Source organism: Thauera phenolivorans (assembly GCF_001696715.1).
Classification (GTDB): domain Bacteria; phylum Pseudomonadota; class Gammaproteobacteria; order Burkholderiales; family Rhodocyclaceae; genus Thauera; species Thauera phenolivorans.
This window is the reverse complement of record NZ_MBFM01000003.1, coordinates 271793-286686: the sequence shown is the minus strand read 5'-3', so window position 1 is coordinate 286686 and position 14894 is coordinate 271793. Positions and strand designations below refer to the sequence as shown.

The following is a 14894-nucleotide window of genomic DNA, read 5'->3' as shown; positions in this document are numbered from 1 at the left end:
AGGATTTCCATGGCCCGCTACTGGCCCGAACCCGCACACGCCCACGGCACGCCGCAACGCACCGGCGTCCTGCTCGTCAACCTCGGTACTCCGCAGGCGCCGACCGCGGCCGCGTTGCGGCCCTATCTGAAGGAGTTCCTCTCCGACCCCCGGGTGGTGGAGATCCCGCGCCTGGCATGGTGGCCGATCCTCAACGGCCTCATCCTCAACACGCGTCCGGCCAAGTCCGCCGAAAAGTACGCCAGCGTGTGGATGGACGAGGGCTCGCCGCTCAAGGTGCACACCGAGCGCCAGGCGAAACTGCTCGCCGGCTACCTTGGCAAGCAGGGTCACCACGCGTTGGAGGTGCACTGGGCGATGCGCTACGGCGCCCCGTCGATCCGCGACACGCTCGAGGCGATGCGGGCGAAGAACTGCACCCGCATCCTGGTCGTGCCGATGTATCCGCAATACGCGGCGAGCACCTCGGCGAGCGTGGCAGACGAAGTCACGCGCTGCATGGCCCACTGGCGCAACCAGCCCGAGATGCGCTTCGTGCGCAACTTCCACGACGACCCGGCCTACATCGGCGCCCTCGCCCAGAGCGTGCGCGACCATTGGAGCGCCCACGGCGAACCGGACAAGCTGGTGATGAGTTTTCACGGCGTGCCACGACGTTCGCTCGAGCTCGGCGATCCCTACCATTGCGAGTGCCACAAGACCGCCCGCCTCGTGGGCGAGGCCCTCTCGCTGCCGCCGGAGCGCCTGCAACTCAGCTTCCAGTCGCGCTTCGGTCGCGCCAAGTGGCTCGAGCCCTACACCGAGCCGACGCTGAAGGCGCTCGCCGGACAGGGCGTGGGCCGGGTGGACGTGATCTGCCCTGGTTTCGTCGCCGACTGTCTGGAAACGCTCGAGGAGATCGCGATGGAATGCCGGGAGGCCTTCCTCGCCGCCGGCGGCAGGGAATTCCGCTACATACCCTGTCTCAACGAGCGCCATGACTGGATCGAGGCGCTGAGCGCGCTGGTCGTGCGTCAACTCGGCCACTGGCTCGAGCTGCCGCAGCCGGATGCAGCATCGCTCGCAGCCAGCCGCGCGCGCGCAATCGCGCTGGGTGCCCCTCAATGAGGTCGTGATCGGCAGCGGCCGACGTCGCACCCTTCAGTCGTCGGCCAGCTTCAGCTCGACAGCATCCCCCCGGCGGAACTCGCCGCTGCGCGCGGCGGGCCCCGACCGCGCGATCGCCTGCGACAGCGCACTCATGCGCCGCACCAGCGCGGTGGAGATCTGCCTGCGGAACTGCTCGCGCACCTCGTCGCTGGCGAGTGCGAGCGCCGACGGATTCATCTCTAGATAGGTCACCGGCGTCAGCGTCACCACGGCGAGCGTCTGCCGGTGCTCGAGCTGGTCGAGCCAGGCCTGCTCGCCGAACACCTCGCCAGGCCCGAGCTCGGTCACGCGTCGCCCTCCCATCGAGAGCTCGACGCTGCCCTCCAGAAGGAGTCCGAAGCGCTGGTCCGCATCGCCTTCGCGTACCAGCTGAACGCCCTCCCCGACCGTGCGCCAGCAGCAGATTCGCAACACTTCCCACACCTCGACATCGTCGAACTCGGTGAAGAACGGCTGCCGGCGCAGCAGCGGGAAGCGGCTGGTGTCCGACGGCACCAGGCTGTCGTCGACGATCCGGTAGCGCACCGCGGAGAGGTCCTTGGCGAACTCCGCGCCGTTGCGATAGCGTGAGTAGAGATCCTTCTCGAGCGCCTTGCGGATCACCGCATCCATCTGTTGCGGGACGTCGGGATTGAGCTGGGACACCGAAGGCGGATCGGCGTTGAGGATCTTGTACATGAGCTGCGCCGCGTTCACCGAGCGAAACGGCAGTCGGCCGGTGAGCAGATGGAAGAGCACCACGCCGAGCGAATAGAGGTCGGTCTTCTGGTTGAGCGGATAACCCTTGATCTGCTCGGGGCTCATGTAGGCCGGCGAACCCACCCCCATGATGAAGGTGGAGTCGGTCTCGATCTTCTTGCCGACGTTCAGGGCGAGCCCGAAGTCGGTGATCTTAACGTTGTCCTGGTCGTCGACCAGGATGTTGGCCGGCTTGATGTCGCGATGGACGATCCCCTGGCGGAAGGCATGATCGAGCGCGAGGCAGCACTTGAAGACGATGCCGATCGCGCGGGACACCGGCAGCAGGCGGTCGAAGCGGCAGTAGCGCTCGAGCGACCCGCCGGGGAAATACTCCATTGCCACGAGGGCCTGGTCGGATTCGATCACCGCCTCGTGGATGCGAATGATGTGCGGATGGCGAAGGCGGCTCGACACCGCCTGCTCGGCCTTGAGCAGCTTGAGCAGGCGCCGGTTCCACTTCGCCTCGTCCTTCGCGCGATCTCCGAAGCGGACGTGCTTGAGCGCAACCGGCTCCGCACGCTCGGGATCCTCGGCGAGATAGACCACCGCGGTCGCACCGCGCCCGACCTCGCGCAAGATCCTGAATCGGCCGATCTGTTCCGGAATGCTCAAACGTCTCACCTCGTGCTCGTCGGTCTGCCCGCCGTGAGGCACCGGGCGACGAATTGTGGCACGAAGCCACACCCCCGCACTACCGCGCCCCGACGCCGGTTGTTGGGGCTGGCCGCGCGTGCTTAAATCGGCCGGACACCCGTCCCGCGGCGCAAGCCGCCCCACCCGGAGCACACCGATTTGAGCGAAGCGATCGACCTGCTGATCCATGCGCGCTGGGTGGTACCCGTCGCGCCCGCGGGGGCGGTATACGAAAATCACTCCGTGGTCGTCGACGGCGGACGGATCCGCGCCGTGCTGCCTCAGGCCGCGGCGCGCGCGCAGTTCGAGGCGGCAAGCGTCACCGAATTGCCGGATCACGTGCTGATCCCGGGCCTTGTCAACCTGCACGTTCATGCGGCGATGAACCTGATGCGCGGCATCGCCGACGACCTGCCGCTGATGCGCTGGCTGCAGGAGGCGATCTGGCCGGCCGAGACCCGTCACGTGTCGGCCGACTTCGTACGCGACGGCAGCCTGCTCGCGGCGGCCGAGATGCTGCGAGGCGGCATCACCACCTGCAACGACATGTATTTCCATCCCGAGGCTGCCGCCGAAGCCTTCGACCGCGTCGGGATGCGCGCCGTCGTAGGCGCGATCCTGCTCGACTTCCCCACGCCCTACGCGAGCGACATCGACGACTACGTGCGCAAAGGGCTCGCCGCGCGCGACCGCTGGCGGCGCCATCCGCGGATCCGCTTCTCGGTGGCGCCGCACGCCCCCTACACCGTGTCGGATGCGGGCCTGGAGCGCGCGGTCGCCCTCGCGGACGAACTCGGGCTGTCGCTCCACATGCATGTGCACGAGACCGCCGGCGAGATCGCCGATGCGATCGCCGCCCACGGCATGCGCCCGCTCGCCCGGCTCGCGCGACTGGGCGTACTCGGTCGCAACTTCATCGGCGTGCACGCGGTGCACCTCGATGCCAGCGACCTCGAGCTGCTCGCACGCCACGCCTGCAGCGTCGCCCACTGCCCCACCTCGAACATGAAGCTCGCGAGCGGCATCGCGCCGGTTCCCGGCCTGCTCGCGGCGGACGTGCGGGTCGGCCTCGGTACCGACAGCGCGGCGAGCAACAACCGCCTCGACCTCTTCCAGGAGATGCGCCATGCCGCACTGCTGGCGAAGGTGGGCACGCTCGATGCCACCGCCGTACCGGCACACGCCGCGCTGCGCATGGCGACGCTCGCCGGCGCCGAAGCGCTCGAGCTCGACGCGCAGATCGGCTCGATCACGCCCGGCAAGCAGGCCGACCTGTGCGCGGTCGACCTCGGGGAACTTTTCTCGCGCCCCTGTTTTGACCCGGTCTCGCATCTCGTCTATGTTGCGGGACGGGAACAGGTTTCCCATGTGTGGATCGACGGTGAAGTCCGCGTGGCCAAAGGGGTTACGCTGTTGCAAATACGCGACACTGAATTGCTCAGAATCTCCGCGCTATGGCAAACTAGGTTCGCTAGTTGAACTGAATAAACTGGATCGATTTGACGCGAAGACGGCAGGAAGAAGCTGTTTTCCTTCTCCCATGCAGTGACAACTCCGGCGATTCGCTCTTCAAAGAGGAAACCATGATCAAACAAACCAAGACTCAGATGCTCGTACTGGCCGCCATCGCCTCGATTGGCTTCACCGCGCCGGCTGTCCAGGCCAAGGACGTCGTGGTCGACGGCAAGGGTGAAATCCCCTACGTGATCGATGCCCGCAACGTCGTCGCGCGCAGCGGTGCCGACCTGTGCTGGCGCACCGGCTACTGGAGCCCGGCCGCCGCTTCGACCGCCATGGCCGGCGAGTTCCCCGTGGGCTGCGAATGCGACAGCGACATCGTCGCCAAGGACAAGTGCGTCGCCCCGGTCGCCGCCGCCCCCGCGCCGGCTCCGAAGCCCACCGCCGAGAAGATCAAGCTGTCGGCCGACACCCTGTTCGACTTCGACAAGGCCGTGCTGAAGGATGAAGGCATGTCCAAGCTCGACCAGCTGGCCGCTCAAGCCAGCGACCTGAACCTGGAAGTGATCCTCGCCGTCGGTCACACCGACCGCATGGGCTCCGAGGCCTACAACCAGAGCCTGTCCGAGCGCCGTGCCGCCGCGGTCAAGAGCTATCTGGTGTCCAAGGGCGTCGATGCCAACCGCGTCTACACCGAAGGCAAGGGCGAGACCCAGCCGGTGACCGGCGACACCTGCAACAACGTCCGTGGCCGCACCGCCCTGATCGACTGCCTGCAGCCGGATCGCCGCGTGGAAGTGGAAGTCATCGGCTCCAAGTAAGCTGGATCCCGGTGGTCGAAAAGCCCTGCCTCGGCGGGGCTTTTTCGTTTCTGCGGTGCGCGTGGAACACTGCCGCAGCGCCCGAGTCACACCCAGCATCCCGTAACCTGCCGAGCATGACCAAGATGATCAACGCCGACCCCGCCGAAGTGCAGAAATTCAGCGACCTCGCCCACCGCTGGTGGGACCCCGCCTCCGAATTCAAGCCGCTGCACGAGATCAATCCCCTGCGCCTGGACTGGATCGACGCTGCCGCGGGCCTCGCGGGCAAGAACGTGCTCGACGTCGGTTGCGGTGGCGGCATCCTGTCGGAAGGGATGGCCTCGCGCGGCGCCGAGGTGACCGGCATCGATCTCTCGGAAAAGGCGCTCGGCGTTGCCCGCCTGCACCTGTTCGAGAGCGGACTGAAAGTCGATTATCAGCTGACCAGCGCCGAGGAATTCGCTGCCGCCCACCCGGCTCGATTCGACGTCGTCACCTGCATGGAGATGCTCGAGCACGTGCCCGACCCCGCGAGCACGATCGCTGCCTGCGCGCGCCTGGTGAAGCCGGGCGGTCACGTCTTCCTGTCGACGCTGAACCGCAACCCCAAGTCCTACCTGTTCGCGATCATCGGCGCGGAATACCTGCTCAAGCTGCTGCCGCGCGGCACCCACGACTATGCCAAGTTCCTGCGCCCGTCCGAACTCGCCCGCTTCTGCCGCGAGGCCGGGCTGGACACCGCGGAGATCACCGGCCTGAGCTACAACCCCCTGACCCAGGTCTATTCGCTCGGGCGCGACACCGACGTCAACTACATGGTGCGCACCCGGCGCCCGGCGTGAGACACGATCAGGCCGCCGCCATGCGGCCGGCCCACCACAGGTAGAGCGGGATCCCCGCCAGCAGGTTGAACGGGAAGGTCAGCGCGAGCGCAGCGGCCACGCCCAGCACCGGATTCGCCTCCGGTATCGCGACCCGCATCGCCGCCGGCGCGGCGATGTAGGAGGCGCTACCCGCCAGGGTCATCATCAGCACCGTTCCGCCCAGGCCGAGCCCCATCGCCTGCGCCGCTCCCCAGCCGCACAGCGCGAGTACCGGCGGCAACAACAGGCCGCAGCCGACGAGGAAGACACCCGCCCGCCTCAGTTCGGACAGGCGTTCGGTGGCGAACAAGCCCATCTCGAGGAGGAACAGGCACAGCGCACCCTTGAACAGATCCACGAACAGGGGCGAAAGCGGCGCCGCGCCCTCCGGGCCGGCGATCCAGCCGATCAGGATGCCGCCGCCGAGCAGAAGCACGCTCTTGTTCGCGAACACTTCATGCACCAGCGCGGCCCCGCCCGCGGCGCCGCCCGCTAGCGGGCGGCCGAAGCGGGCAAGCAGGGTCGCCACCACCAGCGCCGGCGCCTCCATGAGGGCGGCGAGCAGGGCGAGATGTCCCTCCACCGCGATGCCCTTCGAAGCCAACAGGGTCGAGGCGACGGCGAAGGTGACGATGCTCACCGAGCCGTAGTGCGCCGACAGCGAGGCGGCGTCGGCCCTTCCCAAACGCAGGCGGAAGAGCGGAAACACCAGCAGCGGGATCAAGGCACCGAGGCCGATCGCGAGCAGCGAATCTCGCCACAGCACGGCGGCGTCGGCGCGCGCGATTTCGACTCCACCCTTGAGGCCGATCGCCAGCAACAGGTAGATCGACAAGGTCTCGAATACCGCAGCGGGCAGGCGCAGACCGCTGCGCAGGAGGGACGCGACGGCGCCGAGAGCGAAGAAGAAGGGAACGGCATCGATCATGAGGGGAATTTCCGGTTCGTTGTCCAAGCCGGCCCGGTTGCGGGCCACGAGCGAACCCGATTGTGCACCAGCACAATAATTTATAAAAATCACATAATATTCGCGTTTTAATAGATTTTTCTCTATAAGCAAACATGCGCCTCACGCTCCACCAGCTGCGCCTGCTGCTCGCGGTGTCGCGCGAAGGCAGCGTTACCCGCGCCGCACAACGCCTGCACCTGACCCAGCCCACGCTGTCGGCCCAGTTGCGCCAGCTCGCCGAGCAGGTTGGCCTGCCGCTCTACGAGCGGATCGGCCGCCGCCTGCACCTGACCGCGGCAGGCGCGGCGGTGGTCGACACCGCGGCGCGGCTGGAACTGGAGTTCGCACAGCTCGACGAGACGCTTGCCGGTCTGCGTGGCGATGCGGGTGGCCGGCTGCGGCTGGCGGTCGTGAGTACGGCCGAGACCTTCATTCCGCGCCTGCTCGGAGAATTCCGGCGCGCGCGGCCGGCGGTGGAGGTGTCGCTGGTGGTGCTGAACCGCGACGCCGTGCTGCGCCGGCTGGCGGACAACCTCGACGAGCTCTACATCATGAGCCGGCCGCCTGGCGCACCCGTGGTGAGCGCGACGCCCTTCCTCTCCAATCCGCTGGTGGTGATTGCCGGTGCGGGCCATCCCCTCGCGGGACGGCGTGCGATTCCGCCGGCGGCGCTCGCCGCGGAAGAGTTCGTGCTGCGCGAGCCGGGCTCGGGGACCCGTCAGGCAGCCGAGGCCTTCTTCGCGGCGCACGGCGTGGTCCTGCGGCCGCGGCTGGAACTCGGGAGCAACGAGGCGGTGCGACAGGCCGTGGCGGGCGGTCTCGGCCTGTCGGTGATCTCGGCGCACGCGCTCGCACACGCCGCCGGCGAGGGCCTCGCGGTGCTCAGGGTGGACGACACCCCGATCGAGACGCAATGGCAGGTGGTGCACCCGCGCGGCAAGCACCTGACGCCGCTCGCAGGCGCCTTCCTGCACTTTCTGCAGCAGCGCGCGCCGGCGCTCAACGACGCCGCCCAGGCACGGCTTGCGGCCGCGCGCGCCTGAGCGGCGCCCCGCCTCAGGCGTCCTCGAGGATCAGCACCACCAGGTCCTTCGGGCCGTGGGCGCCGTAGGCGAGCACCTGCTCGATGTCGGCGGTCTTGGACGGACCGGAGACGAGCAAGGCATTGGTCGGCATGCCGCTCGCCCAGGCCTGCTGCTGCAGCACCTCGTAGAAGTTGTCGTAGATCTCGCTCGCCTTGAGCAGGGCGAAATGCACCGGCGGCACCAGGCTCATCAGGCGCGGCTCGTCGCGGGTCGGCCACATGATCAGGCTGCCGGTGGCGGCGATCGCGCCCAGGGTGCCGGTCAGGCTCGCCGGGGTATCCTCGAACAGCTCACGCTTCCATTCCTCCACCGGGCGGTCGTAGGCCTTGAGCCGCGGCAGGCCCTCGCGTCCGGCCCAGTGTGAGACGACGCGCTCGCCGTGGGGGGTGGCGGGGGCGACCAGCAGCTCCGGCAACGCCCGATCGAGCATCAGGCGCTCGAGCAGCGCGGGCCAGTCGGCCTCGGTGCTGAGGTGCACCTCTGTATGCACCGCCTCCATCAGTTCGCACAGGCGGGCGACCCGGCCCTCGGCCGGATAGCGCCACGGCGCGGTGACCAGCTCCTCGTCGAAGCGGTCCTCGATCGGGTTGGTGCCGGCAAGGCTACCGCGCAGTTTGGCGAGGATCCTGTCCCTGGCGCTCATGACTTGTCTCCGAGGTGGTCGCGGGCGAGTTCGTGCAGCGAGCGGGCTGCCGGCTTCGGCGCCACGTGGTTCTGGGTCCACGGTCCGAGCTTGCCCGGCGTCAGCCCCCGGAAGCGGGTCGCAGCGAGCTGGAAGGCGCGATAAAGGCCGGGGCTGGTGTTCAGCCGCCGCCACATCTTCCAGATCACGCGTTCGCCCCGCGAGTACTTGGCACCCTGGCCGCGCATCACCTTCGGTTCGGCATCGGGCGCCTTGATGTTCTCCTCGCGCAGCCGGCGCAGCAGGGCCGGAATCGGGATCTTCACCGGGCAGACCTCGCCGCAGGCCCCGCACAGCGACGAGGCGCTCGGATGGTCGGGCACCTTGTCCAGACCGACCATGTGCGGGGTGACGATCTTGCCGATCGGCCCCGGATAGACCTCGCCGCAGGCCCCGCACAGCGACGAGGCGCTCGGATGGTCGGGCACCTTGTCCAGACCGACCATGTGCGGGGTGACGATCTTGCCGATCGGCCCCGGATAGACCTCGCCGTAGGTATGGCCGCCCACCCGGGTGTAGACCGGGCAGTGGTTCATGCACGCGCCGCAGCGGATGCAGTTCAGCGTCTGGCGCAGCTCGCCGTCGGCGAAGGCCTGGGTGCGGCCGTTGTCGAGCAGGATGAGGTGCATCTCCTGCGGACCGTCGAGCTCGTGCGGCTTGCGCGGGCCGGAGATCATGTTGACGTAGGTCGTGATCGGCTGGCCGAGCGCCGAGCGCGTCAGCAGCGACAGCAGCGGCACGACGTCGCGCAGGTTCTCCACCACCTTCTCGATGCCGGTCACCGCCACGTGCACCGGCGGCACCGTGGTCGACATGCGGCCGTTGCCCTCGTTTTCCACCAGCAGCAGGGTGCCGGTCTCGGCGACCGCGAAGTTCACCCCGGACACGCCGATGTCGGCCTCGAAGAATTTCTGACGCAGCACCCGCCGCCCGGTCTGGATCAGCAGGTCGACATCCTCGGTGTAGTCCTGGTCGAGGCGGTCGTGGAACAGGGTGCCGACCTGGCGCGCGTTGAGGTGGATCGCCGGCATGATGATGTGGGCCGGCTTCTCCTCGCGCAGCTGGACGATGAACTCGCCCATGTCGGACTCGAGGCACTCGACGCCACGCTCGGCGAGGAAATGGTTCATCTCCATCTCCTCGCTGACCATCGACTTGCCCTTGATGACCTGCTTTGCCTGGTGGGCCTCGACGATCGACAGCATGATCGCGTTGGCCTCCTCCACCGTCTCCGCCCAGTGCACCCGGACCCCGTTGCGGGTCAGGCTCGCCTCGAGCCGCTCGAGCAGCTCGGGCAGCTTCGACAGCGAACGCGCGCGGATCAGGTTGCCGAGCGCGCGCAGGCGCTCGCGCTCGTCGGCGTCGCTGAAGGCGTTCGCGCGCTTGAGCATCAACGAGTCCATCGCGCGGCGGAAGTTGCCGCGCAGCTGGGGATCGGCCAGCGCCTCGCGCGCGCGACCGCGGAAGTCCTTGAGCTCGGCGACCGGAACCTGGCTGGCGGCGCTCATGATCCGCCTCCGGTGCGCTTCCACAGGAAGCTGGCGATGTGCTGGCCCTGCAGGCGCTCGCCCTGCTTGGCGAAGGCGCCGTTGATGTTGAGCAGGCAGCCGCAGTCGGCGCTGACCACCGCGTCGGCGCCGGTATCCTTCAGCGCACGCGTCTTGTCCGCCACCATCGCGCCGGAGATGTCGGGCATGCGCACGCTGAACGTGCCGCCGAAGCCGCAGCACTCGCTCTCGTGGTCGTGATCGACGCGCTCGACCTTGTCGAGCTGGCCGAGCAGCACGCGGCCGTGCTCGAGCGTCCCCATCTCGCGCCGCGCGCTGCACGAGGTGTGCAGCGCCATCTTCACCGGCGCGCCGCGATCCTGCAGCTTCACCCGGCAGACCTCGAGCAGGAACTCGGCGAACTCGAAGATGCGCTCGGACAGCGCTTGAACCCGCGCCAGCGTCTGCGGCTCGTCGCGGAACAGGTCGAGATAGTGTTGGCGCATCATGCCGGCGCACGAGCCCGAGGTCACCACGACCGGCCAGTCCTTCTCGAACAGGCCGAGCTGGGCGCGCGCCACTTCGCGCGCCTCGCCGGTGTAGCCCGAGGTGTAGGCCGGCTGGCCGCAGCAGCTCTGGGCCTGCGGGAAATGCACCCGGATGCCCTCGCGCTCGAGCAGGCGGATCGCGTCGAGCCCGGCCTCGGGAAAGAACAGGTCGATCACGCAGGTGCCGAACAGATAGACGTCGGTCGGCTTGGCCGGGTAGCTGCGCGGCGCAGCGGGCGGCGGTGCCACCCGGGTCGCGTTCGGTGGGGCGGAGGAAAACTGGCTCATGCGCTTCGTCTCCTTTGGGGTTTCGTTGATTGTGCAGCAGTCGCCGTCGCGCGGCGACTGCCGATTACGCTGAGACCGTGTGCGGCGACGCGTCGGCTCAACCCGCCACCAGCGGGTCGCCGATGCCGAGCAGGTGGATCGCGACGAACACCAGAAGTCCGCACATCAGCACGTAGTACACCGTGGGCCAGAAGGTCTTGCGCAGGATCGCGCCCTCGCGCCCGAGCAGGCCGACCGTCGCCGAGGCGGCGACCACGTTGTGGATCGCCACCATGTTGCCGGCGGCCGCACCGACCGCCTGCGCCGCGACCACGAGCGCGCCGGAGATCCCGAGCGAAGTGGCGACGCCGTACTGGAACTGGCTCAGCATCATGTTGCTGACCGTGTTCGAGCCGGCGATGAAGGCGCCGAGTGCGCCTACCGAGGGCGCCAGCAGCGGATACACGTCACCCACGCTGTCGGCCACCCACTGCGCCATCGCGATCGGCATGCTCGGCAGGTCGGCGGCATTGACGCCGGAGTTGATCAGGATGCGCACCATCGGCACGGTGAAGAGCAGCACGAAGCCCGCGCCGAGCAGCACCCGCGAGGACTCGCCGACCGCCTTCGCCAGCGAGCGCGCGTGCATGCGGTGCAGGAAGACGGTGATCAGCACCACCGCCACCAGGATTCCGCCCGGCAGGTAGAGCGGCATGAAGTCGGCCTTGATGCCCTTCTCGCCGAGGATCTCGGGGAAGACCACGACCACCGACTTCAGCGCCGCGCCGAGTTCGGGGAGCACCCGGCTCAGCACCAGCAGCAGGCCCACCAGCACGTAGGGCAGCCAGGCGCGCAGCGCGCCGATGCGGTGGTGGTGCGGCATCTGGTCGAGCTTCATCTCGACGCTGCCGAGCCACTCGGCGGGCCAGTCCTTCGCGTCGGCGAAGTCCCAGGTCGTCTTCGGCACCAGGAAGCCGAAGCGCAGCGCGGTGGTCACGATCGCCAGGCCGACGAGGCCGCCCAGCAGCGAGGGAAACTCCGGTCCGAGGAAGACGCCGGTGAGGACGTAGGGGACGGTGAACGCCAGGCCGGCGAAGAGCGCGAAGGGCAGCACCTCGAAGGCGGCCCGCCAGCTGCGCTCGCGCCCGAAGAAGCGGGTCAGCAGCAGCACCATGACGAAGGGCATGAGGGTGCCGACCAGGGCATGCAGGATCGCGACGTTGCCGGTGATCAGCTGCAGGAAGGCGTCCCAGCTAGAACCGCGCTCGGCGAGTTGGGCGCCGAGCGCGGCGGTGTCGAGACCGCTGTTGACGCCGATGATGATCGGCGTGCCCACCGCGCCGAAGGACACCGGGGTGCTCTGCACCAGCATGCCGAGCAGTACCGCGGCCATCGCCGGAAAGCCGATCGCCACCAGCAGCGGGGCGGCGATCGCCGCCGGGGTGCCGAAGCCCGAGGCGCCCTCGATGAAGCAGCCGAACAGCCAGGCGATGACGATCGCCTGGATGCGGCGGTCGGGGCTGAGGGTGGCGAAGCCGGCCCGGATTTCGGCGATCCCCCCCGAGTACTTGAGGGTATTCAGCAGCAGGATCGCGCCGAAGATGATCCACAGCACGCCGATCGTGATCACCAGTCCCTGCAGGGTCGAGGCGAGCACCCGGGTGACGCTCATGTCCCACGCGAACAGGCCGATGCCTGCGGTCAACATGTAGACGACGGGCATCGCCCGCCTGGCCGGCCAGCGCAGCCCGACCAGCAGTATCGCGGCGAGCAGGATGGGAGAAAAGGCGAGAAAGGCGAGGGTTCCGGCCTGCATCCTCAGCCCGCCCGCCGCGTCGTATTGCGCGCAAGCAGGCACGCGCGATCTTCTTCAAGAACTCCGATTTGCATCTCTCGCCCCTTCGTACGGCGTGGATATGGATTTTATCGCGTTTTGGTCTTACCACTTGCCCAAAAGCTGGATTAAACTAACCGGATCCCAGACTGCCGTCAATTGCCTGAATCAGAAAAACTCATTCCCACATAATCATCGCCGGCGATCGCGTGCTTGCCAGCGGCACGCCCCTTGGTCGGTTTCGGCTGCGCGCGCGGCGCGCAGCCCCGGAAAGCGAACGGAGTTCCCATGAGAGCGGTTCCACTGCAGCAGCGCCGACTGTCGGACGAGATCGTCGAACGCCTCGAAACCCTGATCCTCGAGGGCTCGCTGAAGCCCGGCGAACGGCTGCCCGCCGAGCGCACCCTCGCCGCCGAGTTCGGTGTTTCGCGGCCGTCGCTGCGAGAGGCCCTGCAGAAGCTCGCCGCGCGCGGTCTGCTCGTCAGCCGCCAGGGGGGCGGCACCTTCGTCAGCGCCGAGATCGGCTCCTCCTTCCGCGACCCCCTGCTCGCGCTGCTCGGGAGCAATCCCGAGGCGCAGCGAGACCTGCTCGAGTTCCGGCACACGCTTGAAGGCGCATGCGCCTACTACGCCGCGCTGCGCGCGACCGAGCTCGACCAGCAGCGCCTGCGCGCCGCCTACGAGGCCCTGATCGCGTGCTACGCCGGCGAAGGACGGATCAATCGCGTACGCGAGGGCGAGGCCGACGCCCACTTCCATCTCGCGATCGCCGAAGCCAGCCACAACGCGGTGCTGCTGCACACGATCCGCAGCCTGTTCGCCATGCTCAAGCGCAGCGTGGTGACCAACATCGGCGGCATGTACCCGCAGGGCACCGAGGTGCGCGACACCCTGATGCGCCAGCACACCGAGCTCTACCAGGCGATCATCGAGCGGCGCGCCGAGGCGGCGCGCGAGATCTCCGGCCGCCACCTGCTGTTCGTGCAGGAGGTGCTCGGCGAGGCGCAGGACGAGGCCCAGCGCGAGGCGCGCGCGCGCCGGCGTCAGGCCTCGTCCTGATCCCGCGCATCGCGCAACCGTCCCGTCATCGGCAACAGCGAATCAGACACCCCATGCAGATCCCGCCCACGTCCGGTCACCCCTTCGAAGTCCTGCTCGTCTTCCTGCGCCTCGGGCTGAGCGCCTTCGGCGGCCCGGTCGCCCATCTCGGCTACTTTCGCGAGGAATTCGTCGTCCGTCGACGCTGGTTGAGCGAGCACAGCTACACCGATCTGGTCGCGCTGTGCCAGTTCCTGCCCGGCCCGGCGAGCAGCCAGGTCGGCATCGCGATCGGCCTGACGCGCGCCGGTGCGGGCGGCGCGCTCGCTGCCTGGTGCGGTTTCACCCTGCCCTCGGCGGTCGCACTGATCCTGTTCGCGCTCGGCCTGGCGCACTGGGGTGAGGCACTGCCGGCCGGGCTGCTGCAGGGTCTCAAGACCGCCGCGGTCGCGGTGGTCGCGCAGGCGGTGTGGGGCATGGGACGCAGCCTGTGCCCGGACGTGCCGCGCATCGCGATTGCGGCCGCGGCGGCGACTGCGGTGCTGCTGTGGCCGGCGGCATGGATGCAGCTCATCGTCATCGCGCTCGCGGCCGCGACCGCCCTGGCCTTGCTCTCGCCCCCGACCGCCGAGCGTCATCAGCCGCTTGCGGTCCCGCTCGGACGCGGCAGTGCCGCCGCCCTGCTCGGTCTGTTCTTCCTGCTGCTTTTCGGCCTGCCGCTGCTCGCCCGCCTGTGGCCCGCGCAGGCGATGGCGCTGTTCGACAGTTTCTATCGCGCCGGCTCCCTGGTGTTCGGCGGCGGCCATGTGGTGCTTCCGCTGCTACAGGCGGAGGTAGTTCCCAATGGCTGGGTCGACCAGGAGCGCTTCCTCGCCGGCTACGGTGCGGCGCAGGCGGTGCCGGGACCGCTGTTCACCTTCGCCGCCTTCCTTGGCGCCTCGATGAACCAGGCGCCGACCGGCTGGAGCGGCGGGCTGCTCGCACTGGTGGCGATCTTCCTGCCCTCCTTCCTGCTGGTGGCCGGCGCCCTGCCGTTCTGGGAGGCGCTGCGCGCCAACCGCCACTGCCGCGCCGCGCTCGGCGGAGTGAACGCGGCGGTGGTCGGGCTACTCGCGGCGGCGCTGATTCAGCCGGTAGGGAGCAGCGCGATCCACGGCCTCGCCGACCTCGGGCTCGCACTGATGGCGCTGGCGGCACTGATGCGATGGCGACTACCGCCCTGGCTGGTCGTGCTCGGTTGCGCAGGGGGCGGATGGCTGATCGCCGCCGTCGGCTGAGCGAAAACCCGACTGCCTTCGCCGGGGTCGGCGAACGCGTCGGATTCTTCCTACGTCCTCTGACGGCATGCGCCGACGCC

General features: G+C 68.6%; 13 protein-coding genes. 7 read left to right on the top strand and 6 right to left on the bottom strand.

Annotated features, from left to right (window positions below):
- The first annotated feature begins 9 nt into the window (after window positions 1-9).
- Window positions 10-1107 (top strand): ferrochelatase, encoded by a 1098-nt coding sequence (hemH, locus tag BB334_RS08235; RefSeq protein ID WP_068806984.1) that lies wholly within the window; start codon window positions 10-12, stop codon window positions 1105-1107.
- Between the two features lie 33 nt (window positions 1108-1140).
- On the opposite strand, the gene BB334_RS08230 is transcribed toward hemH, so the two are convergent.
- Window positions 1141-2502 (bottom strand): protein kinase domain-containing protein, encoded by a 1362-nt coding sequence (locus tag BB334_RS08230; protein ID WP_068806981.1) that lies wholly within the window; start codon window positions 2500-2502, stop codon window positions 1141-1143.
- A 180-nt stretch (window positions 2503-2682) separates the two neighbouring features.
- Here BB334_RS08230 and BB334_RS08225 point away from each other — a divergent pair, with 180 nt between their 5' ends.
- The 3 genes from BB334_RS08225 (at window position 2683) to ubiG (ending at window position 5626) form a co-directional block, all read left to right on the top strand.
- A complete protein-coding gene (locus tag BB334_RS08225; RefSeq protein WP_068806978.1) occupies window positions 2683-4002 on the top strand; it encodes a TRZ/ATZ family hydrolase in 1320 nt (439 codons plus the stop codon).
- Window positions 4003-4106: 104 nt separating this feature from the next.
- Entirely contained in the window at window positions 4107-4802 is a 696-nt protein-coding gene (locus BB334_RS08220) for an OmpA family protein (protein ID WP_068806974.1), read from the top strand.
- A 125-nt stretch (window positions 4803-4927) separates the two neighbouring features.
- Complete coding sequence (ubiG, locus tag BB334_RS08215; protein WP_068807949.1) at window positions 4928-5626, top strand: bifunctional 2-polyprenyl-6-hydroxyphenol methylase/3-demethylubiquinol 3-O-methyltransferase UbiG; 699 nt, start codon at window positions 4928-4930, stop codon at window positions 5624-5626.
- A 7-nt stretch (window positions 5627-5633) separates the two neighbouring features.
- Here ubiG and BB334_RS08210 read toward each other — a convergent pair whose 3' ends face one another.
- Window positions 5634-6575 carry a sodium-dependent bicarbonate transport family permease gene (locus tag BB334_RS08210; protein ID WP_068806972.1) on the bottom strand — a complete coding sequence of 314 codons (942 nt, stop codon included), beginning with the start codon at window positions 6573-6575 and terminating at the stop codon, window positions 5634-5636.
- A 134-nt stretch (window positions 6576-6709) separates the two neighbouring features.
- Here BB334_RS08210 and BB334_RS08205 point away from each other — a divergent pair, with 134 nt between their 5' ends.
- Window positions 6710-7639, top strand: a complete 930-nt coding sequence (locus BB334_RS08205; RefSeq protein ID WP_068806968.1) for a LysR family transcriptional regulator — start codon at window positions 6710-6712, stop codon at window positions 7637-7639.
- Between the two features lie 13 nt (window positions 7640-7652).
- Here BB334_RS08205 and BB334_RS08200 read toward each other — a convergent pair whose 3' ends face one another.
- The 4 genes from BB334_RS08200 to BB334_RS08185 all read right to left on the bottom strand — a co-directional run bounded on the left by BB334_RS08200 (window position 7653) and on the right by BB334_RS08185 (window position 12481).
- Window positions 7653-8324 carry a LutC/YkgG family protein gene (locus BB334_RS08200; protein ID WP_068806965.1) on the bottom strand — a complete coding sequence of 224 codons (672 nt, stop codon included), beginning with the start codon at window positions 8322-8324 and terminating at the stop codon, window positions 7653-7655.
- Window positions 8321-9871: a lactate utilization protein B gene (locus BB334_RS08195; RefSeq protein ID WP_083200354.1), complete on the bottom strand. Its 1551-nt coding sequence runs from the start codon at window positions 9869-9871 to the stop codon at window positions 8321-8323. The genes BB334_RS08200 and BB334_RS08195 overlap by 4 nt, the downstream gene beginning before the upstream one ends.
- The gene (locus tag BB334_RS08190; protein WP_068806962.1) at window positions 9868-10686 is read right to left on the bottom strand and encodes a (Fe-S)-binding protein; all 819 of its coding nucleotides are present in this window, start codon (window positions 10684-10686) and stop codon (window positions 9868-9870) included. Before BB334_RS08190 ends, BB334_RS08195 begins: the two co-directional genes overlap by 4 nt.
- A 97-nt stretch (window positions 10687-10783) precedes the next feature.
- Window positions 10784-12481: an L-lactate permease gene (locus BB334_RS08185; RefSeq protein ID WP_068806959.1), complete on the bottom strand. Its 1698-nt coding sequence runs from the start codon at window positions 12479-12481 to the stop codon at window positions 10784-10786.
- A gap of 306 nt (window positions 12482-12787) precedes the next feature.
- Here BB334_RS08185 and BB334_RS08180 point away from each other — a divergent pair, with 306 nt between their 5' ends.
- Complete coding sequence (locus BB334_RS08180) at window positions 12788-13558, top strand: GntR family transcriptional regulator (RefSeq protein ID WP_068806956.1); 771 nt, start codon at window positions 12788-12790, stop codon at window positions 13556-13558.
- A gap of 53 nt (window positions 13559-13611) precedes the next feature.
- Entirely contained in the window at window positions 13612-14814 is a 1203-nt protein-coding gene (chrA, locus tag BB334_RS08175) for a chromate efflux transporter (protein ID WP_068806953.1), read from the top strand.
- Window positions 14815-14894: the final 80 nt, after the last annotated feature.